This window comes from Pedobacter sp. Bi126 (assembly GCF_918698245.1).
Classification (GTDB): domain Bacteria; phylum Bacteroidota; class Bacteroidia; order Sphingobacteriales; family Sphingobacteriaceae; genus Pedobacter.
On the sequence record NZ_CAKKMS010000002.1, the window covers coordinates 764192 to 788730 of the forward strand.

The 24539-nt window shown below is 38.0% G+C and carries 24 protein-coding genes and 1 riboswitch; of the genes, 5 read left to right on the forward strand and 19 right to left on the reverse strand.

Translation table 11 applies throughout. The features are described 5' to 3' along the window. Positions 1–140: 140 nt before the first annotated feature. Positions 141–1511, forward strand: a complete 1371-nt coding sequence (locus LQ201_RS08320; protein WP_230141199.1) for an MATE family efflux transporter — start codon at positions 141–143, stop codon at positions 1509–1511. Between the two features lie 147 nt (positions 1512–1658). Here the strand turns inward: LQ201_RS08320 and LQ201_RS08325 are convergent, their stop codons facing one another. The 7 genes from LQ201_RS08325 to LQ201_RS08355 form a co-directional block, all read right to left on the reverse strand. Continuing rightward, positions 1659–2393 (reverse strand): hypothetical protein, encoded by a 735-nt coding sequence (locus LQ201_RS08325; protein WP_057934679.1) that lies wholly within the window; start codon positions 2391–2393, stop codon positions 1659–1661. 38 nt (positions 2394–2431) lie between these two features. Next, a complete protein-coding gene (locus tag LQ201_RS08330) occupies positions 2432–3115 on the reverse strand; it encodes a pseudouridine synthase (RefSeq protein WP_230141201.1) in 684 nt (227 codons plus the stop codon). Positions 3116–3156: 41 nt separating this feature from the next. Continuing rightward, entirely contained in the window at positions 3157–4059 is a 903-nt protein-coding gene (locus LQ201_RS08335) for a histone deacetylase (RefSeq protein WP_230141203.1), read from the reverse strand. Next, positions 4059–4919: a bestrophin family protein gene (locus LQ201_RS08340; RefSeq protein WP_230141205.1), complete on the reverse strand. Its 861-nt coding sequence runs from the start codon at positions 4917–4919 to the stop codon at positions 4059–4061. The genes LQ201_RS08335 and LQ201_RS08340 overlap by 1 nt, the downstream gene beginning before the upstream one ends. Before the next feature lie 37 nt (positions 4920–4956). Further along, positions 4957–6246: a kynureninase gene (gene kynU / locus LQ201_RS08345; RefSeq protein ID WP_230141207.1), complete on the reverse strand. Its 1290-nt coding sequence runs from the start codon at positions 6244–6246 to the stop codon at positions 4957–4959. 65 nt (positions 6247–6311) lie between these two features. Continuing rightward, complete coding sequence (locus tag LQ201_RS08350) at positions 6312–6917, reverse strand: DNA-3-methyladenine glycosylase (RefSeq protein ID WP_230141209.1); 606 nt, start codon at positions 6915–6917, stop codon at positions 6312–6314. A gap of 12 nt (positions 6918–6929) precedes the next feature. Further along, positions 6930–7409 (reverse strand): GAF domain-containing protein, encoded by a 480-nt coding sequence (locus tag LQ201_RS08355; protein WP_230141212.1) that lies wholly within the window; start codon positions 7407–7409, stop codon positions 6930–6932. A gap of 131 nt (positions 7410–7540) precedes the next feature. On the opposite strand from LQ201_RS08355, the gene LQ201_RS08360 reads away from it, so the two are divergent. Beyond that, the gene (locus tag LQ201_RS08360) at positions 7541–8230 is read left to right on the forward strand and encodes a DUF3291 domain-containing protein (RefSeq protein WP_230141214.1); all 690 of its coding nucleotides are present in this window, start codon (positions 7541–7543) and stop codon (positions 8228–8230) included. A gap of 17 nt (positions 8231–8247) precedes the next feature. Then, the gene (locus LQ201_RS08365) at positions 8248–8499 is read left to right on the forward strand and encodes a hypothetical protein (RefSeq protein ID WP_230141216.1); all 252 of its coding nucleotides are present in this window, start codon (positions 8248–8250) and stop codon (positions 8497–8499) included. A gap of 511 nt (positions 8500–9010) precedes the next feature. On the opposite strand, the gene LQ201_RS08370 is transcribed toward LQ201_RS08365, so the two are convergent. The 7 genes from LQ201_RS08370 to LQ201_RS08400 form a co-directional block, all read right to left on the reverse strand. Further along, a complete protein-coding gene (locus tag LQ201_RS08370; protein WP_230146626.1) occupies positions 9011–9376 on the reverse strand; it encodes a Dabb family protein in 366 nt (121 codons plus the stop codon). A gap of 64 nt (positions 9377–9440) precedes the next feature. After that, complete coding sequence (locus LQ201_RS08375) at positions 9441–9947, reverse strand: YMGG-like glycine zipper-containing protein (protein WP_230141221.1); 507 nt, start codon at positions 9945–9947, stop codon at positions 9441–9443. Between the two features lie 128 nt (positions 9948–10075). Further along, on the reverse strand, positions 10076–10801 hold the full coding sequence (locus LQ201_RS08380) for a diphthine--ammonia ligase (RefSeq protein ID WP_230141228.1): 726 nt from the start codon (positions 10799–10801) through the stop codon (positions 10076–10078). Beyond that, the gene (locus tag LQ201_RS08385; RefSeq protein ID WP_230141230.1) at positions 10791–11477 is read right to left on the reverse strand and encodes a Sir2 family NAD-dependent protein deacetylase; all 687 of its coding nucleotides are present in this window, start codon (positions 11475–11477) and stop codon (positions 10791–10793) included. Before LQ201_RS08385 ends, LQ201_RS08380 begins: the two co-directional genes overlap by 11 nt. A 6-nt stretch (positions 11478–11483) precedes the next feature. Continuing rightward, a complete protein-coding gene (locus LQ201_RS08390) occupies positions 11484–12425 on the reverse strand; it encodes an ABC transporter substrate-binding protein (protein ID WP_230141232.1) in 942 nt (313 codons plus the stop codon). Between the two features lie 126 nt (positions 12426–12551). After that, positions 12552–13139 carry a DUF6580 family putative transport protein gene (locus tag LQ201_RS08395; protein ID WP_230141234.1) on the reverse strand — a complete coding sequence of 196 codons (588 nt, stop codon included), beginning with the start codon at positions 13137–13139 and terminating at the stop codon, positions 12552–12554. A gap of 39 nt (positions 13140–13178) precedes the next feature. Further along, complete coding sequence (locus LQ201_RS08400; protein ID WP_230141237.1) at positions 13179–15047, reverse strand: TonB-dependent siderophore receptor; 1869 nt, start codon at positions 15045–15047, stop codon at positions 13179–13181. Positions 15048–15143: 96 nt separating this feature from the next. Further along, positions 15144–15339: riboswitch (cobalamin riboswitch) on the reverse strand. A gap of 84 nt (positions 15340–15423) precedes the next feature. Between LQ201_RS08400 and LQ201_RS08405 the strand changes: the two genes are divergently transcribed. Both LQ201_RS08405 and LQ201_RS08410 read left to right on the forward strand, forming a co-directional pair. After that, positions 15424–16671 (forward strand): serine hydrolase, encoded by a 1248-nt coding sequence (locus LQ201_RS08405; protein WP_230141239.1) that lies wholly within the window; start codon positions 15424–15426, stop codon positions 16669–16671. Between the two features lie 106 nt (positions 16672–16777). Next, complete coding sequence (locus LQ201_RS08410; RefSeq protein ID WP_230141241.1) at positions 16778–18181, forward strand: sigma-54 dependent transcriptional regulator; 1404 nt, start codon at positions 16778–16780, stop codon at positions 18179–18181. Between the two features lie 162 nt (positions 18182–18343). Here LQ201_RS08410 and LQ201_RS08415 read toward each other — a convergent pair whose 3' ends face one another. From LQ201_RS08415 to gatB, 5 genes are all read right to left on the reverse strand, one after another. Further along, on the reverse strand, positions 18344–20134 hold the full coding sequence (locus LQ201_RS08415; RefSeq protein WP_230141243.1) for a chloride channel protein: 1791 nt from the start codon (positions 20132–20134) through the stop codon (positions 18344–18346). Between the two features lie 74 nt (positions 20135–20208). Further along, positions 20209–20931, reverse strand: coding sequence for an RluA family pseudouridine synthase (locus tag LQ201_RS08420; RefSeq protein ID WP_230141245.1), 723 nt, complete (start codon positions 20929–20931; stop codon positions 20209–20211). 229 nt (positions 20932–21160) lie between these two features. Then, positions 21161–21850 (reverse strand): response regulator transcription factor, encoded by a 690-nt coding sequence (locus tag LQ201_RS08425; RefSeq protein WP_029274338.1) that lies wholly within the window; start codon positions 21848–21850, stop codon positions 21161–21163. 103 nt (positions 21851–21953) lie between these two features. Then, entirely contained in the window at positions 21954–23066 is a 1113-nt protein-coding gene (locus LQ201_RS08430; protein ID WP_230141247.1) for a TlpA disulfide reductase family protein, read from the reverse strand. Beyond that, the gene (gatB, locus tag LQ201_RS08435) at positions 23066–24523 is read right to left on the reverse strand and encodes an Asp-tRNA(Asn)/Glu-tRNA(Gln) amidotransferase subunit GatB (RefSeq protein ID WP_230141249.1); all 1458 of its coding nucleotides are present in this window, start codon (positions 24521–24523) and stop codon (positions 23066–23068) included. Before gatB ends, LQ201_RS08430 begins: the two co-directional genes overlap by 1 nt. Positions 24524–24539: the final 16 nt, after the last annotated feature.

Below are 24539 nucleotides of genomic sequence, written 5' to 3' on the forward strand. Positions count from 1 at the left end.
CGTAGTAGCTGCAAGGCAATTGAAAACACTAAACCTACTTGTAAAATAAATTAAGCATGACGATCGCCTTTTTAAAATCGAACATTAACTTTTCTACACACCTACTTTTTGAGCTTTAAATACGCGACCTTTGTAACCCTATGTTTTCTAAAATTTACACCAAATATAAAGCCTATTACAAAGAAAATCTTCGTCTGGCACTGCCAATTGTAGGTTCTCAGGTTGGTCATACTTTGGTACACATGGCCGATAGTATTATTGTAGGTCATTTTACTGATACCATTCAATTGGCGGCTGTTTCGTTAGTGAACAGTATATTTATGCTTATCCTGGTAATTGGTTTGGGTATTTCGTATGGTTTAACGCCGCTTATCGCACAGGAAAACGGCCGTCAGAATTATGATGAATGTGGAAAGCTTTTATCAAACAGTTTAATTATTAATATCTGCGTGGGTATATTTTTATATATACTGGTTCAATTGGGGATTTTGTTTGTGATCGACCACCTCGAGCAAACACCCGAAGTAGTGCGTTATGCAAAACCTTATCTGAACCTTTTATCTGTTTCAATTATACCTTTACTGATTTTCCAGACTTTTAAACAGTTTGCTGAAGGTTTAGGATTTACCAAACAGGCCATGTTTGTTTCTATCTGGGGAAATGCGATCAACATCATTTTAGGAATCATTTTCGTAAAAGGCATGTTCGGTATTAAATCGATGGGTGTTAGTGGTGTGGGTTTAAGTACTTTAATCGACAGGATTTTAATGGCTACCGTAATGTGTTTTTATGTATTGCGTTCTCAGCATTTCAAAAAATACCTGATCAGTTTTAAAGCCACGTTTTTTGATAAAATAAGGGCGATTAAGATTGCTAAAATCGGGATGCCAGTTGCCATGCAATATTCATTCGAAATCAGTGCTTTTAGCGGCGCTGCAGTGCTTATCGGCACAATTGGAGCGGTAGAGCAGGCTGCGCATCAAATTGCAATTAGTTTAGCCGCCATGACCTATATGATTGCCAGCGGCGTAGCTTCGGCAGCTACTATTAAAACGGGAAATAACTTTGGTAAGAAAAATTTCGACGATTTACGTAAATCTGCCATAGCCAGCTACCATGTTATTTTGTTGTTTATGTCTGTTACCGCAGTGATTTTTGTTTTGGCCAATAACATCATGCCCTTCATTTATACGGAAGATGCTGCTGTTATTCCTATTGCAGCCCAATTATTGATTATCGCTGGCTTTTTTCAGCTGTTTGATGGCACACAGGTGGTTGGCCTAGGTGTTTTACGTGGTATTGGCGATGTTAATATTCCAACTTTTATTACCTTTTTAGCCTATTGGGTAGTTGGTATTCCAATTGGTTATGTTTTAGGATTTCATTTTAACTTAGGTGTTAATGGCATCTGGTATGGATTAACCCTGGGTTTATTAACGGCTTCTATTCTGTTGTTTCTAAGGTTTCAAAATAAAACTAAGGCTTTGAAGGTGGAGCAGATGCATCCTTAGATAAATTCGTCATTTCGACCGCAGTGGAGAAATCTATCGAACGGAATTTCTTATGGATAGATTTCTCCATTTCGCTTCGTTCCAGTCGAAATGACGCGACTAAGTAATAAAACGAGAAATTTGAAGATTATTTAATGACAGCAGGAATTACTTCCCCCCAACATTAACCACAACACCAATAGTGAAGATAGAATTGCCCGCAGACATATATTTACGGTTTTTTAAGCCAATATTACTACTGGTGGTATATTGTAGCTGAAAAGTTTTGCTGAGCGCCATACGCGTAAAGAAAACCGGTTCAAAGAAAATATTATCTTCTTTCGGCTGCACAATACCGTTTAAAAAGAACCTATCCATTTTAATATGGCTAATCCTTAATGCTGTACCGTAGTTAATTGGGAAATCTGTTCCGAATAGACGCAGGTTATTTTTCTTTTTAGAACTATAATTAACCTGTAAGAAGGTTTTGCGGTAATCAACTTCCTGCAATTCGCTACTAATAAGGATGTCGTTTTTATAATCGCGGAAGGTAATATCACTCCAACCTTTCCCTACACCTGCATAAACCTCAATAATCCGGTTGTTATCCGGGCCAAAAGTATCAAAGTATCCTCCTCCAATTTCAATAAGTTTATGCCCGAAATCTTTGCTTTTTCTTTCACTATTCATTCTCGAACCGCTAAAAAGTACACCAATGTGATCAGAAACGGCATAAGCACCATTAACACTGGCATTGCCTTTTAATGAGATGTGCGCGCCGCCACTAAATTCACCCTGTTTACTTAACATGGGGGTATTTGGTACGTTTGGCATATAAACTGAAGAACAACTGGCTGCGAAAAGCGCTAAAACTGGAAGTGTAAAACGTAAGTATTTAATCATAGATGTTATATAAACAGATTTTGATGGCAAAAATTGTGCTAAGGTTCCATTTTCATAAAATCCATCACTCTTTTAAACTCATCGTGTAAACCGGCTTTTAAATGGATTTTTTCTTTTGTAATGGGATGAGTGAATGCTAACTCCGAGGCATGGAGCAACATGGTTGTCATATCCCATTGCGCTTTAAAGAATTTGTTTTGTTTGTTGCAACCATGTGTCCTATCGCCAATAATTGGATGTAGGATGTGGCTAAAGTGTCTTCTCAATTGATGCATCCTCCCGGTTTTGGGTGTAGCTTCTACCAATGAATACCGTGAGGTTGGATGTTTACCGAAAGCTACGGCTACCTCTGCCCTTTGCAGTGTTATAAACGAAGTGAAAGCATCCTGCATCGTTCCGTTTTCTTTGGCTAATGGATAGTCAATATCCATTGCATCAGGTGTGAAACCACGCAAAATAGCCAAGTATTTTTTATCGGTTTCTGCATTCATAAATTGTTGATGCATAGCAATTTCAGATGCTTTGTCGAAAGCAAATAATAAGATTCCGCTTGTCTTCCTGTCTAGCCTATGTACAGGACTAACATGCTGGCCTACCTGATCTCTGAGTAACTGAAGTGCGAACTCCATGGCATCTCTTGCAATGGAAGATTGATGCACCAACAACCCGTGGGGTTTGTTAATTGCAATTAGATTTTCGTCCTGATAAATAATCTCCAACATATGGCCGCGAAGATAAGGATATTATGGTTTTCTGGATGAGCTTATCCAAATAAATCAAAAGCCAGGCGGTAGGTGTTGCAGTGCGCATCTACAATATCTCTGATATCGATGGAGTAACCGCCACCCATACTCACCTGCACCGCCAATTTTTTATCTTTACAGGCCTGCAGCACCATTCTGTCGCGTTCTTTACATGCGGCCTTGCTTAATGCCAGTTTGCCGAGTTTGTCGGTAGAAAGCACATCAACCCCCGATAAATAAAATACAAAATCAGGTTTGGCCCTTTCGAATGCCTTTTTTAAATTGGCATTTAATGTTGACAGATATTCTTCATCCTGCACACCATCAGCTAAAGGAACATCCAGACTTGATATTTCTTTTCTAAAAGGAAAATTTTTATCACCATGCATCGAAAAAGTGAACACTCTTGGCTCCTTTTGAAAAATTTCTGCCGTGCCATTTCCCTGATGTACATCTAAATCGATAATTAAGATCCGCTTAGCTAAATTTTTATTTAACAAGTAATTAGCTGCAACAGCCTGATCGTTCAATAAACAAAAACCTTCGCCCCAATTGCTGCCTGCATGATGGGTGCCACCTGCTACATTAAAGGCAATTCCGTTACTCATTGCAAAATGGGCTGCATCGATTGTACCTTGAGTAATTCGCAGCTCGCGTTCTAATAGCTGCGCGTTTAATGGGAAACCTATTCTTCTTTGGTCTTTCGCTGAAAGTGTTAAATCTCTAAGCTGTTCCCAATATGTTTTTTCGTGAGTCAGGAGTATAATATCTTCCGAAACTGGTTCTGGGCTAAATAAATTCTGCTGTGCTATAGTCCCTTCATGCAAAAGTTGTTCGGGTATCAACTCATATTTCAGCATCGGAAAACGATGCCCTTCGGGTAAAGGATGCGCGTAAAGGGGATGCCAGGCAATCTTAATCATCAGCCTAAAATTTCCTCCACGTGTTTTTCAATGTTCGTGCAGATCTGATCCACAGGAAGATCATTCGCATCTTCTCCAAATGGGTTTTCTATTTCTTCAGCTATCAACTCCAAACTCGCTAATACATAGAGGATAAAGGGAACAATTGGCACCACAAAATAACCTAAACTGAATACCCACCCAAAAGGTAAAGTAATTACGTAAATAAAGATAAACTTCTTGATAAAAGCGCTGTAAGAATATGGGATCGGTGTGTTTTTAATACGCTCGCAAGCACCACAGATATCGGTAAATTGATTAAAATCGCCAGAAAGGACAATAAATTGTTCCTGCGAAATAGCGCCTTTTTCGAGTAGTTCGTATAACCTGTTAATTAAGCTTCCTGCAATCTGGTTTGGCACGTGTTTACCTTCTTCAACCTCTATTAAAAGACTATTTTTGCCAAAATACATTCTTTCACGTAAATGTTCTTTCAAGGCAAAAGCATATTTGGGAATACCGTATTCAAAAAAACGGACATCTTCCTCTGTCAATTTAAGTGCTTTAATTTTCAAGGCCAGGTTGCGGCTCACGTTGGTTAAAGATCCTAGAAGCTTTCTTCCTTCCCACCACCTGTCGTACGCTGTATTTGTTCTGAAAACCAGCAGCATGGACAAAACAAAGCCCAATAAGCTGTGCATCATGCCTATATTGGTCACATAGCTGCTTTTAGAAAGTTGAAAAAAATTGAGCTCGGCAAATGCAACCAGACCCGAAAAAACAGCTACTGCAAGCATTAATGGCCACAATTTTCTGAAAGTATCACTTTTGTGGATGTGAAAAATGAAAGTACTCCAGTCTTTAGGGTTGTAATTGATCATTTTCTTGCTTTTTTATTTGATGAGCCTTTGCTCTTCTTTATCGTAAAACCGCTTTACTTACTTTTAAAAGTGCTTGTCCGGCCAAATAAACATCTTCGAAAGAGTTATAAAGAGGGACTGCGCTTAAGCGGATCACATCAGGTTCGCGCCAATCGCCAAGTATGTGGTTAGCCATTAAGCCATCAAAAATCTGTTTACCATTACGTTGCGCGATAATGGATAGTTGCGCCCCTCTGTCTTTAGCTACTTTAGGTGTAATGATTTTATATTGCATTATACCTAGTTCCTTATTTACTTCATTTATAATAAATTCAAGATATGCAGTTAAACTAATACTTTTATTTCTTAACGGTTCAATGAAACCTGCTTCTTCAAAAATCTGAAGCGAAGCGTGGTATAAAGCCATTGGCATTACTTGTGTGCAGCTTACCTGCCAGCCGTCTGCCCCAGCTTCTGGAATAAAGCCTTTTTCCATTTTAAAACGTTTGCTTTCCTGATAACCCCACCATCCTGCAAAGCGGTTCAATTCGGTATTGCTGAAATGTTTTTCATGAACAAAGATTCCGCTTATTCCCCCCGGACCTGAATTTTGATATTTGTATGAGCACCAGCAAGCAAAATCTACACCCCAGTCGTGAAGCTTTACTGGAACGTTGCCTGCTGCATGGGCCAGGTCCCAGCCTACGATTGCACCGATTTCATGCCCCGTTTTCGTAATGGTTTCCATATCGTACCATTGACCGGTGTAATAGTTTATTCCACCAAATAAAACCAAAGCAATCTCATCTGCATTTTCTTTGATTTTAGCTAAGATATCTTCAGTATGGAGTATTTCTTCGCCTTCATTAGGAAAAACCTCTATAATCGCTTCTTTTGGGTCGAAACCATGAAATCTTACCTGGCTTTCTATTGCGTATTGATCAGATGGAAATGCGCCGCCTTCCATGATGATCTTAAATCGTTTACCTTTAGGCTGATAAAAGCTAACCATTAATAAATGGAGGTTTACAGTTAAGGTATTCATCGGACAAACTTCCGATGGTAATGCGCCAACAATCGGGGCCATTAACTTTTTGAGAGCCTTGTGGTAGAACATCCAGGGTTCGTTTCCATCAAACCAGCCCTCTACTGCATAGTTGGCCCAGTTGTTAAGCTGGCCTTTTAAAACTTCGCTGGAAACTTTAGGTTGAAGCCCTAATGAGTTGCCACACAGGTAAATAAAATCTTTCCCTTTGTGGTTTGGAAATAAGAACTGAGACCTGAAATCATGCAGCTGATCGGCTTGGTCTTGTGTTTGCGCAAATAATAAGTTGTTTTCAAAATTCATTGCCTCAATAATACAAAAAAAGCAGATATTGTTTCCAAACCTGCATTTCAATTTATGTTATTTTATCAAACCTTGTTTGGCTTGCTCACATATTTATTGCCTTTAACAAAGAACCGCCATGGTAATAAAGCATGCTCTTTTGCGTATGCAATGCCTACGCGAGGTGTGGCGGCAATATCTTCATCTAAGTAGCGGATAGCATGATCCTCGATCCAGATCTCATCTCCGGTTAGATTTTTGGCGTTAAAAGTTTTATCTATTCCCAGTGCTTTTGCGGCAGAGCCTGGGCCAGCCGAAATAGCACCCTTTGTATGCGGCATATTTCTACGCTGCTCAATAATGTCGATCCCAACCAAAGGTTCTATCCCCCTGATTAAAACAGCATGCGGGTCGTTTTCTTTCGAACTTACAATATTGAAGAGGTTGTGCATGCCATAACAAAGATATACATAGGCAATGCCTCCATTGCTATACATCGTTTCTGTTCGGTTGGTTCTGCGGCCGCCGTAAGCATGCGAAGCTTTATCCTTTACACCAAAATAAGCTTCGGTTTCGACGATGATGCCTGCGGTGATTTCGTCGTCAATTTTGGTATAGAGTATTTTGCCTAACAGATCTTTAGCCAGGCTAACCACGTCTTCATTTAGATAATATTCTTCTTTTAGTTTCAATATCTTAATTAACTATCTGTTTAATATAATTGATATAACTTGCTCTAAATAAGTTTTATCTGTTTCATCAAATTTATTTAACACTTCGCTGTCTACATCTAAAACGCCTATCACTTCACCATTAACAATTAATGGCAAGACAATTTCTGATTTAGAAGCAGATGCACAGGCAATGTGACCAGGAAATTCTTCAACATCTGGAACGATAATGGTTTCTGCCTGTTGCCAAGAGGCCCCACATACTCCTTTTCCTTTTTTAATCCGCGTACAGGCTACCGGCCCTTGAAATGGGCCCAATACCAGTTCACCTTGCTTTACCAGATAGAAACCTACCCAAAACCAGTTAAACTGTTCTTTAAGTGCTGCTGCAACATTCGCCAAGTTTGCGATGAAATCGGTTTCACCGTAAAGTAAAGCTTCTATCTGAGGGATAATCGATTGATATTGCTCTTCCTTTGATGTATTTCTGGTGATGGTTAAATCTTCTGCCATTTTTTTTATTTCTATAATCAAAGTTAATTATGATTTGTGAGATGTAAGGCAATAGTGAATTTTAATGACGAAAATTTGAATGACAACCTATCCTTAAAATCCTTAGTTTTGGCATCAATAACCGTGAGTTTATGATTGTAGCCTTAACCATTACCAAATTCCGTGGCCTTACCGTTCCTTTTGCATTTGTAGGGATGGCTATTTTACGGTTACCATTGTGGTTAAATAAAAGATGCAGGTTCTGGAAGTTAATGGGGAGCGGAAAAGATGCTCAGGTAGATTTAGCTCCTGATTATAAACATTGGGCCGTGCTTACCACCTGGGATAACCGGAGCGATTGTGATGTTTTTTATCGTAATTCTTTTGTGCTGAAATGGTTTGGTTTCTTTGGGATTGAAAGTTTTACCATCTTATTAAACCCTTTATCCAGTCATGGCTTATGGTCAGCAGTAGAGCCATTTAAGACTGATAAAATAGGCAATACCCATACAGGTAAGATTGCCGTAATTACAAGGGCGGCGATTAAATTTAATAAGTTAAAAGAATTTAGGCAGAATATTAAAAGAGCAGCTGATGCTATGCGAACTGCCCCAGGTTTTATCTTGTCGGCAGGTATTGGCGAAAATCCATTTTTCGATCAGGCTACCTTTTCGATCTGGGCCGATGCGGATAGTATGAAAAACTATGCTTATAAATCTTTTGATCATTCGGATGTAATTAAACTTACCAGGGAGCGCGAATGGTACAAGGAAGAGTTGTTTGCCCGGTTCTCGATTATAGATAGCTGGGGCACGCTTAATGGCGTATCTGTTGAATTATAAATAAAAATATAAAATAAATGAGAGTAGTAGCAGAACTTCCGCATCCGGAATGTAAGATTACCATTTTTTCGATGAATCAAAAATACATTGTAAAGTTTGAGCAGGGTACCTTTGAGCAAAGTTATAAACTTGCAGAGCTTGACCTGAGTGGAGGTGGTGTTAACGATGTGTTTGAAATTATTGATGAAGAATTTATCCAAGCCGTAGTGGCGCGATTCAAGCTAATGCGTTCTGATTTTACCGCTGCATATAACAGGCATCAGTATTAATAACTTAACCTATGTAAGTTGCTGATTACTAGTTAATTTAATAGTTTATCGAAATTATATTTTGATTTTAAAGCCACTATTCACTACTAGCAACGTACTTAATATCAGTTTTTATTTAAGTGATTTAAGATAACTTACTGATATACTTGTTGTTAAATTTATAAACAAAATATAATTCTGAGTACTTATTTTACCAAATAAATGGGAGGTTTGAACTTTATTCATCATATAATGAACAATATCTATTGTTTTGTAACCCTAAAATAAATTCATGGTGACAAACCTCTTTCTAGGCTACTTAACTTAAAATAGATTTCTCGGCTGCGCTCGAAATGACGGATCATGGGATTGATCCTTTCGTAAATGAATCTTTAATAAAAATGCGCATAAATGAAATAATATATTCATCTGTGCGCACTTATTGCTTAAGGGTGGAAAAATCCTGAAACATGTTCAGGATGACGAGTTATGGAACGTTCCGTGTATTCCGTGTTTCAGTGGCTAAAACTTATTAAGAAATCACTGTATCGTGTACCACCACCCGGTACCAGTTATTAGAGAATTTTTCTACAGCATCTAAATGTACTTTATCTTCCTGGTAGGCATTATGGTCTGCAATGTTGGCAAAGGTAATGGTTAACGAATAGGTAAAGGAGTTATCGGTAACAGGACGCACAGGCGTACCTGCTGCTAAGCCGTAACTTAATGTTTTAATATATTTTATAGGTTTTAAACTTTCGAAGAAGTTAGTGAAATCTGCGATCTCGGTTTTGGTTAGTTGAGGTTTTAACCAGAACATTACGAAGTGTTGGATCTGTCCTTTATCTACGGTTTGGGTTTCTATCATGGTTCTTTTTTCGTTAAATATATAAATCATTTTTTTTTTGCACAAAAAAAGCCCCGATGTAAATCGGGACTTTAAATATCTTTAAAAACCTTTTTTAGTTTTTAGGCTGTACACGGCCAGATTTTCTGTCTTCACCTCTACCGATTAAATAACCACCACCAGCTCCAACTAATCCACCAATAATGGCACCTCTTCCTTTTTTCTTATCAATTAAAGCACCACCAACCGCTCCGGCCGCACCACCAATAACTGCCCCTTTGGCTGCATCGCTCCAACCTTTTTTCTTAGCTGTTGGTTGCGCGCCACCATAAGCACCGCTAGAACTACCACTAGAAGTACCGCCTGAGCTAGCATATGATCTAGATGAGCTTGCTCTTCTTGCTGCAGCTAATTCTGCCTGGTGTTTAGCTTCTTTTTCCTGCTCCGCTTTTGCAACCTCGGCTTTTTTAAAGCTATCTAACCTTAAACTATCTTTAACTGCCTTAATAGCCAGTTGTTTTTCAGCTTGTTGTTGTTTTAATGCCGCTTCTTCTTTTGCCTTGTTATTACAAGCAAATAAAACTGAAGAACTTAATGCGATTACTACCAATATCTTTTTCATAACTCTTAATTTAATATGACGCTTGTTTAGCTACCTAACCTCGCTAAACAGGTTTCAATGGATTGTGTGATTTAGTTAATTACCAATACTAAAGAAAAAATGATGCCAAAATGTTTTAATTGGATAAATTATTCTAATAAATCTATATACCAGAAGCCAGAAAGCGCTGTGGTTGAACAAGGTGAATCCTCATTAGCAGTTGTTTTACTTGGTGCGTTATAAGTTCTGAATACCTTCTCTCCAGTAGTGAAAGTGATTTTATTCCTGAAAATTGGTCCTTCAAATGCGAAGGTATGAAACTCTCCGTTTTCGCCGCAGGGATCAATATTTGCAGGTAATTGATCAATTAAATCATGACTAATTACTTTTCCACAGAAATTTTCGAGAATTTGCTGCGTACAAACAATGATGGTTTTATAGTTCAGGTTTAGGAATTCTTCAATTAAATGTTGTGTATCTTTTTTCCAAAGCGGAAAAATAGCCTTAAGCCCAATTTCTGCTAATTTATTTTCACGATAATTACGTAAGTCCTCTAAAAAAATATCACCAAAAATAGAATGGGTAATACCCTCCTCCTTAAATTTAGAAAGATGATGCTTCATAGTACTGTCGTAGGTTTCCATATCGGGCATTTCGCCCAAACGGATCTGATACAGTGGGATACCAATGCTTTCGGCCTGTTTAATCAGTAAAGCTTCTCTAACGCCATGCATCGAAACACGGTTGTATTTTTCGGTAACTGTAGTAATCAGGTAACGAATTTCGATAGTAGGATCTTGTAAGGCATAGTGTAAGGCCAATGTACTGTCTTTACCACCGCTCCAATTAAAAATGCAAAGCTTTTTATCTGGCATTGGCTAATATTTCTTTTAATTCCGTAATGCCTTCTACAGCGTTTTTCTCAATGTTGATCACGTTTTTATAACGTTTTACATCGGGCGTTCTTGGATCGATAATGTATTTGTCGACAAAGGAAGGCACAAAATCGATTAAGCCTGCCGCCGGATAAACGGCCAATGAAGTTCCGATCAGTACAAACAAGTCTGCCTGTTTGCAAAGTTTAGCGGCTACCTCTATCATGGGTACAGCTTCGCCAAACCAAACTACATGCGGCCGAAGTTGAGAGCCCAGCTCACAAAGCTCGCCCATTTTGATTTCCGAACCAACGATTGGATAAGTTAAATCAGCTTTTCTATCTGATTGAGACTTGGTAATAACGCCATGAAGATGGGTAACTTTGGTAGAACCTGCTCTTTCATGTAAGTCATCAATGTTTTGGGTAATAATTTCAACGTCGAAGTCTTTTTCCAGCTCGGCAAGCACCTGATGAGCCAGATTTGGTTTAGCGGCTAAAACCTGTCTTCTCCTTTCATTATAAAACTCTTGCACCAATTCGGGATTTCTTTCCCAGGCCTCGGGGGTAGCTACATCATAAACATTATAGCCCTCCCATAATCCATCAGAATCCCTAAATGTTTTTAACCCACTTTCGGCACTGACCCCTGCTCCTGTTAAAACAACTAATTTCATATGTGATTACACAGATTTAAATGATTTCACCGATTGACTGTGGTTGATGAATTTTTTGGCTATGTTTTCGTCTGCCTTAAATATTTCCGGATGGAACATACAGGCTAAAGCTTCTATACCTTCAACCAGCGTACCTACGCTCGGTTGGGTGAACATATCAAAATCGGCAATATAAACCTGATGATTTTTTACTGCCTCAAGGTCTGTCCAGCCTGATTTTGACGTTAACAGCTCTATTTCTTCCATGCTTCGTTTCATATCAAAACCACATGGTGCGATAACCAAAACCTCTGGGTTATATTTCAGGATTTTATCCCACTGGGTTACAATAGAGTCGCCACCAGGATTAGATAACATATCAACGCCACCGGCTGCTGCAATCTGAAAAGGAATCCAGTGTCCGCAATTGTATATCGGTTCGATCCATTCCATTAGCATAATCCTTTTTAACGGTGCACGGTTTGCCCTAAGCTCATCTAAAATATGATCCGTTTTCTTTTGCAGCCCTGCCAGATAGTTTAACGCTACCTCTTCCTTCCCTAAAGCCCTGGCAATGGTAATGGCGCAATCGAAAACATCCTGTAAGTTATTTGGCGATAAAGGTACCAGCGTTGGCTGTTTGCTAAGCTTCATTACTGCTGTTTCGGTACAAACAGTATCGATGTTGCACACCTCACAAATATCTTGTGTGAAAACCACATCGGGTGCGATGCTTTCCAACAGTGCATCATCTACCCAATATAAACTTTTGCCCTGTGCTTTTGATGCCGAAAAAATCCGGTCTATTTCGATACTCGAATAGTTTTTGCCTTCTAATATGCAACGTACAACTTTTGGTTGATCTGCGGCCTCTTTAGGGCATTCGAATGTTACGCCATGCAGGTATTCTTGCAGGCCCATATCGTAAATCATTTTAGTGGCAGCAGGTAAAAAGGAAACAACTTTCATTAGGATGTAAAAGGTAAAATGGAATTGATGTTCTAAGTTAAAAAAAAATCCTCTTTTGAATCGAATCAAAAGAGGATTTCTATCTTGTTTTTACTTGAGTGGTGTTATACCAAACAATGGATCTTTCTACAACTCTTGTGTTTGCAGTTTTAATACCGGATATTTTGCTTTTAAGATTTCAAAAGCGCCAAAAAGCAAAGCACCATAGATTATTGTTCCTTCTAAGAATCTGATCTCGAATGGAATGGCTTTTATTAAGCAATCTATAAAACCATTTAAGTTTTGCGTATACAATGGGTTTTTATACCATGAACCGATATCACTTACAATCCAATGGATGAATACAATTACGATTGTAGATAGGAATAAGCTGGCAATATTTACCTTCTTTAATAAGAAACGACCTGCTAAAACCATTAATGCAATTGCAAGGTATGTCCAAAGTTCTTGAACTAAAAACATATCTACATACTGTTTATAGATGGTTGTATAAAGTACTAAATCGCTTAAAAACAAACTCAATAGCGGAAAAGCGAATGCTTTAAGGTGATCTTTAAAATATGCTCCTCCAAATAAAGCTACTGCTCCTATTGATGAAAAATTAGCAAACTTTAATTCATCTGAGTTGAATGTTACCAGCAAACGTAAAGCCGTTATTGCCAATATCATTAACAGCAAAATTAAAGTGCGTGGATTAAATTTTAAATGAGACATGCTATTTCTGGTTAATATTTAAACAAAGTTAAATTTTTATTAGCGGATATTAAAACTTACACCTGTATTAAAGTTGAAGCCCAAACTATTGTAACCAATAATTTCGCTGTATCTTTCGTTCAGGATGTTTTTTGCATCAAAAAATATCTTTACGCGTTTTTTTGCCAATGCATATTCGGCATAAGCATTTAACAATTTATAAGCAGGTAGATTGTCGACTGTATACGTGTTAAAATTACCATCGGTACGTTTACCGAAATAACGGTAATTTGCACTTACATATAAATTGCTCGTAGCCTGTGCACCTGCAGTAATGCCAAATGTATGTTTTGGTCTGCGGAAAAGATAGTTGGCAACGGCATTATCAACAAAGTTGAACTCATTGCCTTCAACATAAGCGTAATAGCCATTAATGTTAAACGCACTGAATTTAACTGCTGGTTCAATTTCGAAACCTTTGGTTTTCTGACTTACCTGGTTAATATATCCGTTAGGGTAAGCATAAATAATGGCGTCAGTTAAATCGCGTTTGTAACCTGCTAAACGTAAGCTAAATTTGTCGCCAGCAAAGCTAAAATTAACACCAGCTTCGTAATTCTTCGATTTTTCCGGCTTTAAATCCAAATTAGCACCAAACTGACCAAAAAGCATGTTTAAGGTAGGAACTTTAAATGCTGTTGAAACAGTTCCAAATAATTTTATCTCTTTAATGACATTGATGCTTGGGGTAATTGAGTAGGTATAGTTTTCGCCATATTGTTCGTGTTTATTGTAACGCCCGCCTACTTCAAGGTTAAACACACTTAAATCGTGTAAGAATAATGATCCGTAAGCGGCAAAAATGTTGGTTTCCGGTTTATTTGTTGCTGATGATAATTTCATCACACGGTTATCGATACCCACCAATAAATCGAGTTTGTTACCCAATTTTTGGTTGTAGAATAAATCCAATAGTGATACCCTTCCTTCGTTAATGCTTGGGTACTGGCTATGCGCATCGTTTCTGGTACTTTCGAAACTATAGTTTAACGTTACTTTACCGGTTGCAAATTCGTATTTGGCATTGGTACCTGCAGCAAAGTTTTTTAGGATAGAATAATTGTTTGCATCGGTAAAAGCGCCACCATCAAACTTGTAATTACCATAATAGTACCGTACAAATGGATTTACAGAGAAATGATTATCCAGTTTGATTCCGAAATTCGCATTTAAGGCATCAGTTTTAAAGCCGTCTTTATCAAATATGGCTGTACTTCCCACTGGTGTTGCCGCTTCTGAAATTCCATCGGTTTTGGTGTGGGTATAGTTAATATTATAAGAAAAACCTTCAACACCACCGTTTAAACCAATGGTTCCTTTGTAAGTTTCGTAACTGCCTGCACTGGCCACACCATAAATGGTATTGTCTTTTGGGCCACCTTTTTTAGTGATGATATTGATTACTCCTGCAACGGCATCAGAACCATAAATGGTAGACTGACCGCCTCTTAAAATTTCGATATGATCGATCTGATCGATAGAAATCAACCTTAAATCGAATGCACCTCCGTTTCCTGATGGATCGTTTTGCACAATACCATCAATTAAAACCACGGCATAAGCACTTCCTGCACCTCTAAAAAATACCGATTTGTTTAATCCCGGATTGCTGCTTGAACCTGCTACAATAATCCCTGCCTGCTCGCTAATAAGTTCTGGCAATGATTTCCCGTTACTGCGCTCCAATACTTCACGACTGATGATCGTAACCACTTTACCTGTCTGTGATTGTTTCTGGTCATTTTTTGTTGCAGAAATTACAACATCTTTGAGCTGCAAACTGTCTTGAGTTTGAGCATTAGCCACCTGGCTAATCATTAACTGCGCTAGCCCTAAACCGGCTACAGTTAGCATTCTTTTTTTGTTCATTTGATTGTGGTTTTGCCCACAGCCAACAGATAGAAAAGGAAATGAAAATACGAAAAACGTTAAGTATCTCAATCCTAGCTTCAATCCCCGAAAGCTATGAAATTAAACGCTAAAGGCAGGTCTTCTGACTTACTCCCGGGTTTCAGGCCTTCCCATCCCGACAAGTCGGAACAGTGGCAGATTGATTGGAAATCCGTTATAGAGCTTACAGCTGCGGGACAGTTACAGATTTACACTGTATTCCCTTTTAATTCCGGGTGTAAAGCCGGAAACCAAAAGCGCTGCAAAAGTAACAAAATTAAACAACATGTAAAATGCATGATGGAAAATGGTGGTTTTAATAGAAAAAGCTAAATTAGGAATCAAATTTTTATCCATGAAAAGAATATTAATTATTACATTTTCATTAATAAGCCTATCTGTTATGGCGCAAAAAACCGATACTGTTTTTTTGAAGAAACTGATGGAATCTAGGCCTGAGCTTTTTTCTGCTGTACTTCATCATCCTGATCAAAATCAGATCCAGATTCTCTATACCCAGGTTAACCGTGATGCGAAGAATAAACCCACTTTTAAAACCTCTAGCTACAATTTAGACCCCCACCATTATTTTTATCCTGCCAGTACAGTTAAACTAGCCGCTGTAATTTTTGCCCTGGAAAAAGTAAACCGCTTAAAAAACACAGGCTTAACGGCTAAGAGCACCATGATTACTGATAGTGCCTATAGAGGGCAAACAAAGGTTTTAACAGATACAAGTGCTAAAAATGGGCTTCCATCAATAGAACATTACGTTAAAAAGATTTTGCTTACCAGTGATAATGATGCTTTTAACCGTTTATTCGAGTTTATTGGTCGTGCCGAAATTAATGAAAAACTGAAAGCTAACGGCCTACACGATAGCCGCATTTTAAACCGCCTGGCTATTGGCGATGCAGGAGAATCGGCAAAACATACCAATCCCATCAAATTTTACAATGGCGAACAATTGGTGTATGATCAACCTGCACAGTATGATTCAAAAGAATATGAATTAAAATTAAGCAATTTGGTAATGGGTACTGGATACATGGATAGTACCGACAAGCTGGTAAAAAAACCTTTCAGTTTAGCGGGGAAAAACGCTTTTGCCATTAACGATCAACAGAAATTGATGCAGAAACTGATTTTTCCTGAGGCTTTTCCGGTTAAAGAACGGTTTAACCTTACTAAAGAGGATTATAAACTCATTTATACTTATATGAGTAAGTATCCATCCGAAAGCGATTTTCCTAAATACGATCCGAAAGAATTTTGGCCAACCTATGCCAAGATGTTGTATTATGGAAGAGAACAGGTAACACCAGATCCAAATATCCGCATCTTCAATAAATATGGCGATAGCTATGGCTACATCATTGATAACGCTTATTTCGTCGATTTTAAAAATGGAATTGAATATTTCCTAACCGCGGTTGTTCATAGTAATGAGGATGGCATATTTAACGATAATAAATACGAGTATGATGCAGTTTGTTTCCCTTTCATGAAAAATCTGGGCAGAACCATTTACGAATTGGAACTAAAAAGAGCTAAAAAACATAAGCCCGATTTAAGTAAGTTTAAAATGGATTACACTTATTAAAACCTTTCTCATCTTTTAAGGTTTATTGCGTATTAATTGTATAAAAAACTATACATTAATTAAAAAATAATATATTCGCATTTCAAAATTAAAGGATACATCTCTAATGGCTAAACTATTAATAATTGATGATGAGCGTGCGATAAGGAGTACCTTACGCGAAATTCTGGAGTACGAAAATTACGATGTTGAAGATATCGATAACGGTATTGATGGCCTCGAAATGATCAAAAAAGGAAATTTCGACCTGGTACTTTGCGATATCAAGATGAATAAGATGGATGGTATGGAAGTGCTGGAACAGGCACAGATCATTAAACCCGATTTACCATTCATTATGATATCTGGTCATGGAACAGTTGAAACTGCCATTGAAGCCAGTAAAAAAGGAGCTTTTGATTTTATTTCGAAACCACCTGACTTAAACAGGTTATTAATTACGGTCCGCAATGGTTTAGACCGTGGAACTTTAGTTACCGAAACCAAGGTTTTAAAACGTAAAGCAAGTAAAACCCGAGAGATTTTAGGCGAATCGGAAAGTATTTCTAAAATTAAGGAAACCATAGAACGTGTGGCTCCTACTGAAGCCCGTGTATTAATTACGGGTGCAAATGGTAGTGGTAAAGAATTGGTAGCGCGTTGGTTACATGAAAAATCGAACCGTGCCGACAGCCCTCTAATTGAGGTCAATTGTGCTGCTATCCCATCAGAACTGATTGAAAGTGAGTTGTTTGGCCACGAGAAAGGTTCATTTACCTCTGCTGTTAAACAACGTATTGGTAAATTTGAACTGGCTAATGGTGGTACGCTATTTTTGGATGAGATTGGCGATATGAGCCTTTCTGCCCAGGCAAAAGTTTTACGTGCCTTACAAGAGCATAAAATTTCGCGTGTAGGTGGCGAAAAGGAAATTGAAGTAAATGTTCGTGTTTTAGCGGCAACCAATAAAGATTTAATGAAAGAAATCGAAGATGGTAACTTCCGTATGGATTTATACCACCGGTTAAATGTAATCAATATCCATGTTCCGCATTTAACGGAGCGTACAGATGATATTCCGGTTATTGCGCAAAACTTTTTGGAAAATATTTGCAGCGATTATGGAATGCCTGTGAAGAAAATAAATGAAGCAGGTATGGCTGCTTTAAAGGCTTTACCGTGGACAGGTAACGTACGTGAATTACATAACATGATTGAGCGATTGATTATTTTGAGTGATAAGGTAATTACAGAAAATGATGTACGTGCATTCGCTAATCCAGGCGGCGGTACAAACATTGGTGCCGCAACCAGTGCACAGATTGCCGGTGCTGGCGGTTCGAGTCTGGCTTTTTCTTTCGATTCGTTCAATAACTTTCAGGATTATAAAGATCACGCAGAGCGCGAATTTATCAAATTCAAATTGGAGAAAAACAACTGGAATGTCTCAAAAACGGCCGATGAGATCGATATCCAAAGAAGTCATTTGTATAGTAAAATTGAGAAATTCGGCTTAAAAAGAGCTGAGTAACCCCCAGCCCCTAAAGGGAGATCGACTATACTTTTTGTTATAATTTAAAGTTGAAATGAGCAGATTATCTTAATCATTTCAACTTTTTTTATTAAAGATAATTATGTTGAACTAAATGATGTACGGATGGGAGTTTGAAGTCCCCTCAAGGGGATTTAGGAGTTAGCCCATGTAATCATTCTGCCTCATCAGCAACGCCCGGTATTTATTAAAAATAGCGGTTTTAGAAACGAAACCCAAATATTGGTTCTGCGCAGTTAATACGGGTAAAATCCATACATTATCTTGCTCCATCTTCTCTAATACCATTTTCAGATCATCATTTTCAGTGATGGCGTTCGGTGCAGGTTGTACCAAATAAGAAGCTAGCAAATTTTCCTTATCAGGGTGACTAATCATTTCGTTAAATAGCTCTTCTATATAAATGATGCCCTTAAAATCGCCCAGTTCGTCTGTTACAGCGCAAATGTTTTTATGGGATTGCATAATCTCGTTCATCTTGACTGAAATCAGATCATTCATATATAATTGAGGATAAGTTTTCTCGATCAAGTACTTTAGTTTCATCTGGTTTAAAACCGTTGTATCCTTATCCTCATGAGATAATAACTCACCCTTATCGGCAAGTGCTTTAGTATAAATAGAATGTTTTTGCGAGCTGCGGTTAATGGCATAAGAAATGGCAGTGGTAATCATTAACGGTACCATTAAGATATATCCACCAGTGATTTCGGCAATCAGGAAGATCCCAGTTAAGGGAGCGTGCATAATAGAGCCTAAAGCAGCCGCCATACCGGCCACAATAAAATTAGATACGTTTAATTGCGCCAAACCAGATAGATTTACTACATAGGCAAAGATAAACCCGATTAAACCGCCCATAATTAAACTGGGTGCAAACGTACCACCATTTCCACCAGCGCCCAAGGTAACCAAAGTCGCTATCGATTTCATGAAAATAGTTACTACTGTAAACAACACCACTAAAGCCGGAATGGTATTGTAATCGGCGAAAATACTATTATTGATTACTGTTTGGTAATCGCCTTTTAGTAAGCCCTTTATTGTGATATAACCTTCGCCGTAAAGCGTTGGGAATAGAAATACCAAAGCCCCAAGCATTAAACCACCTACAATAACTTTGGTATAAGGATGTTTTATTTTATAGAATAAGCCTTTTACAGCGTAATTGGCTTTTGTAAAATAAATGGAGAATAAGCCGATGAAACAAGCCAGTACCACATAATAAAACAATGCGTTCACCTTCCATCCTTCTGTAACCAAAAAGAAAAGTTGCTGTGTGTAGAATAATCTTGCTACTACTGCTGCTGTTGCAGCCGATAATAAAAGCGGGATAAACGCAGGAATGGTAAACTCTGGTAATAAAATTTCGATGGCGAAGACAATCCCAGCTACTGGGCTATTAAATGCTCCTGCAATACCTGCTGCTGCGCCACAGGCCACTAACATGGTAATTTCGCGATAAGATAAACCAAGTAAACGGCCAAGATTTGAGCCTATTGCAGACCCACTTGTAACAATTGGTGCTTCCAAACCTGTTGAACCACCAAAACCTACCGTAACGGCTGCGGTAATAATCTGCGAATAAATATTGTGTGCTTCTACCTTGCTCGATTTTTTCGAAATGGCATAAAGCAATGGGGTTAAACCCGTCTCGAATTTAGTTTTACGGATAAAATACTTGATGTATAGAACTGTTAAGAAAATACCGATCATCGGAAAAACAAAATACAGATAGTATTTATATTTCCAGTGCCAATCTGATTGAAGAAATTCTTCGATATGATGTGTTAGACTCTTTAGAACCGCGGCGGCTAATCCTGCTAAAACCCCAACAATTACAGCGAGGATAATTAAGAAATTACGGTTTGATATTTTAGATTTTCGGTACCGATTAACTTGATCAAGGTAATTTACAAATCTGATATACATCCTATTGTTTTTTAATAGAGGGCGAATGCCCAAAAGTAACAAAAACAACTGAGAAGCCAATTTAAAGACTTCCTTTATGCATCAAATTTATCCAATAACTTAATTAAGGTTGCGAAATCTTTTGGGTATGGTGCATCGATCACAATATCTTTGTCGTCTAATCCTTTAAAAACCAGATGCTTGGCGTGTAATGCGAAACGTTTCATAATGGGTTGCTCCTCTTCGCCTTTGGTTAATTTATAACCTCTCTTAATTGACGAAAGAAAAACAGGCTTCCCTTTGTACATATCATCGCCAACAATGGCGGCCCTTTGTGTTGCTAAATGAATACGGATCTGGTGCATACGGCCAGTTATTGGCTTGCACTCAACCAATGTATAATGTTTGTAGTATTTTAACGAATCGAAAATGGTTTCTGCTCTTTTGCCTTCTGCCCTATCAATGGTTACATTTTTATTGCCATCATTCAAGATCGGAAGATCAACGGTTAACTGGTCGAAAATGACATGCCCATCTACTACAGCATGATAGGTTTTATTCACCTTTCTTCTTTCAAACTGCATAGAAGCATGACGGTAACCTTCAGGATTTTTTGCGATAATTAAAGCGCCGGAAGTTTCTTTATCCAAACGGTGACAAACCTGTGCATCATCGCTATACTGTTTGGCCAGGCGTAACACATTGGTTTCTCCAGATCCACCACGTTCATCGAGCGAGGCTAAAAATGGAGGTTTATTGATAACAATAAAATCGTTGTCTTCGAAAAGAATAAGGTCTTTAAAATTTGGAAACTTCAAACTGTGCTGTAATTAATGAAGCGCAAAAATACGATTTTATTTTTATTGCTTGAGGAATTAACCACAGATAAAAAGGATGAACACAGATAAAGCGATAAAGAAAACGATAATTATTTACAAGGACGTCATCCTGAACTTGTTTCAGGATCTATTAACCATGCATAAAAAAACACAGATTAATCATCAGAAAAAATCTGTGCTAATCTGTGTCTATCTATGGTAAAGCTATTTAAGAAAGCTCAAACTTATAACCTACTCCTTTTACGGTTGATACATAAGTTTCGCCTAATTTTTCTCTTAGTTTGCGGATGTGAACATCAATAGTTCTATTGGTTACTACTACCGAATCCTCCCAGATATTTTTAAGGATCGATTCGCGGGTATAAACTTTTCCTGGTTTTGATGCCAACAAGTATAAAAGCTCAAATTCTTTTTTCGCCAATACCACTTTGTTACCGCCTTGAAAAACCAAATAAGCTTCACGATCGATTACTAAATCGCCAATTTCCAATTTGTTCTCAGATACTTCTTCTGTTCCTGTATTTCGTCTTAAAATCGCATTAATGCGGCTAACTAAAGCACGTGGTTTAATCGGTTTTGCAATATAATCATCAGCACCCACATTAAAACCTGCTATTTCTGAATACTCTTCACTTCTGGCGGTTAAAAAAACCATAAATGTATTCTTGAATTCGGGTATTGCACGCATTAAACGGCAAGCCTCAATTCCATCCATTTTAGGCATCATAATATCCAGAATAATCAAATCCGGATGTACCTTTTTCGCAACAGTAATTCCTTCTTGGCCATTGGTAGCTGTGAAAACCTGATAACCCTCTTTCTTAAGGTTATATTCAATAAGTTCCAGAATATCTGGTTCATCATCAACAATTAATATTTTCTGACCTGCGTTGTTCATAGTTAAATATTTGTTACGAAAGTAGTGTCTATGATGCAATATTTAGTTAAGCCTAAGTTAAGAAATTGTTAATTACTTAAATTAGTTTAACATGGATTTTGTTTTAAAGTAACGTTTTAGCTAAAAACGTCTCTAATTCGTCGCCACGCAGGTTTTTAGCGATTATTTTTCCAGAAGGATCAACTAAGTAAGAAGTTGGTATAGCCTGTACCTGGTATTTTTTTACCGTTGCACCATTAAAATCCTTTAATTCGGAAACGTGTGTCCAGGTTAATCCATCTGCTTTCACTGCACCTAACCATGCTGCCTTGTCGGTATCCAGCGAAATACCTATGATATCGAAGTTCTTATTTTTATATTTATTATAAACCTTAACCACGTTCGGATTTTCCTGGCGGCAAGGCTGGCACCATGATGCCCAAAAATCAATCAGTACGTATTTTCCTTTATAGTCTGATAAACTTACAGGTTTATCGTCAGCTGTATTAATGGTGAATGCCGGAGCAACCTGCCCTACCTGAACCGCTTTTAAAAGTGCCATCTGTTTGACAAAAGTATCAACTGTGGCATTGCCTTTAATTTCTTCTTTCACCTCATCCGCAAATTGTACCAGTTCTGCTTCAAATTCCTGCGGACTCAAAGTATTCATGGCATAAAAACTGGCAAGCGTACCTTTATTATCTTTAGCAAATTTTATAATCTGCGTGTTTAATTGATTGATATACGATTCGTACTGAGGTTTCATTGCTTCTAGCACAGCTGCCCTGTTTTGAGGTTGTGTTGCTACTTTTGCCTCGAAATCGGCCTGTAGTTTTTCTACCTGTTTGGCAAAATTGTTTCTAATCGTATTTAGTTCTGATAATTTTTCTACCTCATTTGCCCCTGAAATTTTATATGCCATTGTTTTATCAGCCAAATCAGCTTCTAATTTAATGTCATCGCCATTTTTTGCAATTAACATAAACTCATGGTTACCTACAGATACCCTAAAGAAATCAACCGATGGGGTTTTGCGGATGAATTTAAATTCACCTTTTTCTGATAGATTGGTAGAATCGATTGCAACCATATTGCTATTTTGCATCCCGTATAAAAATACTTTCTTCTCCGTGCCTGGGTTTTGGAAAGTTCCGTCAATCGTAAAGCTATCTTTTGGTTTACATGCAGTGAAGGCAATCGCGATCAGCATAATCAGGCTCAATTGTTTTAATTTCATTATTTCAGTTTTTCAAGTATTAATTCATTTAATTTTTTAGCATCGGCTTTTCCTTTGGCTAATTTCATTACATCACCAACAAACAAACCTAAAACGCCCTTTTTGCCTTTCTTGTACGCTTCTACCTGTTGCGGATATTTATTTAACACTTCATCAATAAAACTACTTAATTCGTCTCCGTTTTCAGAGATCAGTAAGTTTAATGACTGTGCCAAATCATTAACTTTTGCATTTTCTTCCAGCTCAACAGCTGGTAATAATTGTTGAATGGCAATTTGCTGTGTGATTTTTTTATCATCAACCAGATTGATAGCTTCTGCCAGTTGTTCCGGATTGACTTTAAAATCAGAGATCGTAATTCCTTTTTCATTTAAAACAGCTCTAATAGGGCCAATTAACCAATTAATTAAGCTTTTTTTATTGTGAACGGATGATTGTGCCTTGTTAAAGTAGTTCAACAGGTCTAAATCTTCGGCAAAAAGAGCTGCATCAGCTTTACTGATCCCAAAGTCAGTAACCATCTGCTGAGAAATTTCATTTGGTAAAGCCGGCATTAAAGATTTAATCTCTGCTAACCAATCATCAGAAATATAAATGGGTTGCAGATCAGGATCTGAAAAATAACGATAATCATTTGCCTCCTCTTTAGTGCGCATCGGTGATGTAGTGCCTTTATCAGCATCAAAATTCAATGTGCTCTGAATAATTCTTCCTCCATTGCTAATCACTTCTACCTGACGGCCAAATTCGAAATCCATTGCTCTACGTACGTTACGCATCGAGTTTAGGTTTTTTACTTCGCAACGTGTTCCAAATTCGGTAGTGCCCTGTGGACGTATAGAAATATTGGCATCGCAACGCAAACTACCTTCTTCCATATTGCCATCGCTTACATTTAAATGCCTCACCAGTTTCCTGATTTCGCTTAATAAAACAGATGCTTCTTCCGAACTGCGGATATCGGGTTCAGTTACAATCTCGATTAAAGGTACACCCGCACGGTTCAAATCAACCAGCGAATAGTTATCATCCTGATCATGGATACTTTTTCCGGCATCTTCTTCCAGGTGAATGCGATTGATTCCGATTTTCTTCGTAGGGCCATCAGCCAGTTGCAATTCCAGAAAACCATTTACACAGATGGGTTGATTATCCTGCGTAATCTGATAACCTTTTGGCAAGTCGGCATAGAAATAATTTTTCCTATCAAAATGGTTGGTCTGGTTAATGGTACAGTTTAAAGCCAGACCGATACGGATGGCTTTTGCTACTACCTCTTTATTTAACTTCGGTAGGGCTCCAGGCAATGCCAGCGAAACCGTAGATATATTTTGATTGGGTAAAGCCCCGAAAGATGCACTGTCAGCAGAAAATATTTTAGTGTTGGTGTTTAACTGAACGTGGATTTCTAGTCCTGAAACGAGTTCGTAATTGTTTTCGGATGTTCCTAAACTCATATTAAAATGATCCCTT

What these genes read in the sequence shown, in the direction of transcription:
- LQ201_RS08320 (WP_230141199.1), top strand. Translation starts at nt 141, where the DNA reads ATGTTTTCTAAAATTTACACCAAATATAAAGCCTATTACAAAGAAAAT.
- LQ201_RS08325 (WP_057934679.1), bottom strand. Translation starts at nt 2,393, where the DNA reads ATGATTAAATACTTACGTTTTACACTTCCAGTTTTAGCGCTTTTCGCA.
- LQ201_RS08330 (WP_230141201.1), bottom strand. Translation starts at nt 3,115, where the DNA reads ATGTTGGAGATTATTTATCAGGACGAAAATCTAATTGCAATTAACAAA.
- LQ201_RS08335 (WP_230141203.1), bottom strand. Translation starts at nt 4,059, where the DNA reads ATGATTAAGATTGCCTGGCATCCCCTTTACGCGCATCCTTTACCCGAA.
- LQ201_RS08340 (WP_230141205.1), bottom strand. Translation starts at nt 4,919, where the DNA reads ATGATCAATTACAACCCTAAAGACTGGAGTACTTTCATTTTTCACATC.
- kynU (WP_230141207.1), bottom strand. Translation starts at nt 6,246, where the DNA reads ATGAATTTTGAAAACAACTTATTATTTGCGCAAACACAAGACCAAGCC.
- LQ201_RS08355 (WP_230141212.1), bottom strand. Translation starts at nt 7,409, where the DNA reads ATGGCAGAAGATTTAACCATCACCAGAAATACATCAAAGGAAGAGCAA.
- LQ201_RS08360 (WP_230141214.1), top strand. Translation starts at nt 7,541, where the DNA reads ATGATTGTAGCCTTAACCATTACCAAATTCCGTGGCCTTACCGTTCCT.
- LQ201_RS08365 (WP_230141216.1), top strand. Translation starts at nt 8,248, where the DNA reads ATGAGAGTAGTAGCAGAACTTCCGCATCCGGAATGTAAGATTACCATT.
- LQ201_RS08370 (WP_230146626.1), bottom strand. Translation starts at nt 9,376, where the DNA reads ATGATTTATATATTTAACGAAAAAAGAACCATGATAGAAACCCAAACC.
- LQ201_RS08375 (WP_230141221.1), bottom strand. Translation starts at nt 9,947, where the DNA reads ATGAAAAAGATATTGGTAGTAATCGCATTAAGTTCTTCAGTTTTATTT.
- LQ201_RS08380 (WP_230141228.1), bottom strand. Translation starts at nt 10,801, where the DNA reads ATGCCAGATAAAAAGCTTTGCATTTTTAATTGGAGCGGTGGTAAAGAC.
- LQ201_RS08385 (WP_230141230.1), bottom strand. Translation starts at nt 11,477, where the DNA reads ATGAAATTAGTTGTTTTAACAGGAGCAGGGGTCAGTGCCGAAAGTGGG.
- LQ201_RS08390 (WP_230141232.1), bottom strand. Translation starts at nt 12,425, where the DNA reads ATGAAAGTTGTTTCCTTTTTACCTGCTGCCACTAAAATGATTTACGAT.
- LQ201_RS08395 (WP_230141234.1), bottom strand. Translation starts at nt 13,139, where the DNA reads ATGTCTCATTTAAAATTTAATCCACGCACTTTAATTTTGCTGTTAATG.
- LQ201_RS08400 (WP_230141237.1), bottom strand. Translation starts at nt 15,047, where the DNA reads ATGAACAAAAAAAGAATGCTAACTGTAGCCGGTTTAGGGCTAGCGCAG.
- LQ201_RS08405 (WP_230141239.1), top strand. Translation starts at nt 15,424, where the DNA reads ATGAAAAGAATATTAATTATTACATTTTCATTAATAAGCCTATCTGTT.
- LQ201_RS08410 (WP_230141241.1), top strand. Translation starts at nt 16,778, where the DNA reads ATGGCTAAACTATTAATAATTGATGATGAGCGTGCGATAAGGAGTACC.
- LQ201_RS08415 (WP_230141243.1), bottom strand. Translation starts at nt 20,134, where the DNA reads ATGTATATCAGATTTGTAAATTACCTTGATCAAGTTAATCGGTACCGA.
- LQ201_RS08425 (WP_029274338.1), bottom strand. Translation starts at nt 21,850, where the DNA reads ATGAACAACGCAGGTCAGAAAATATTAATTGTTGATGATGAACCAGAT.
- LQ201_RS08430 (WP_230141247.1), bottom strand. Translation starts at nt 23,066, where the DNA reads ATGAAATTAAAACAATTGAGCCTGATTATGCTGATCGCGATTGCCTTC.
- gatB (WP_230141249.1), bottom strand. Translation starts at nt 24,523, where the DNA reads ATGAGTTTAGGAACATCCGAAAACAATTACGAACTCGTTTCAGGACTA.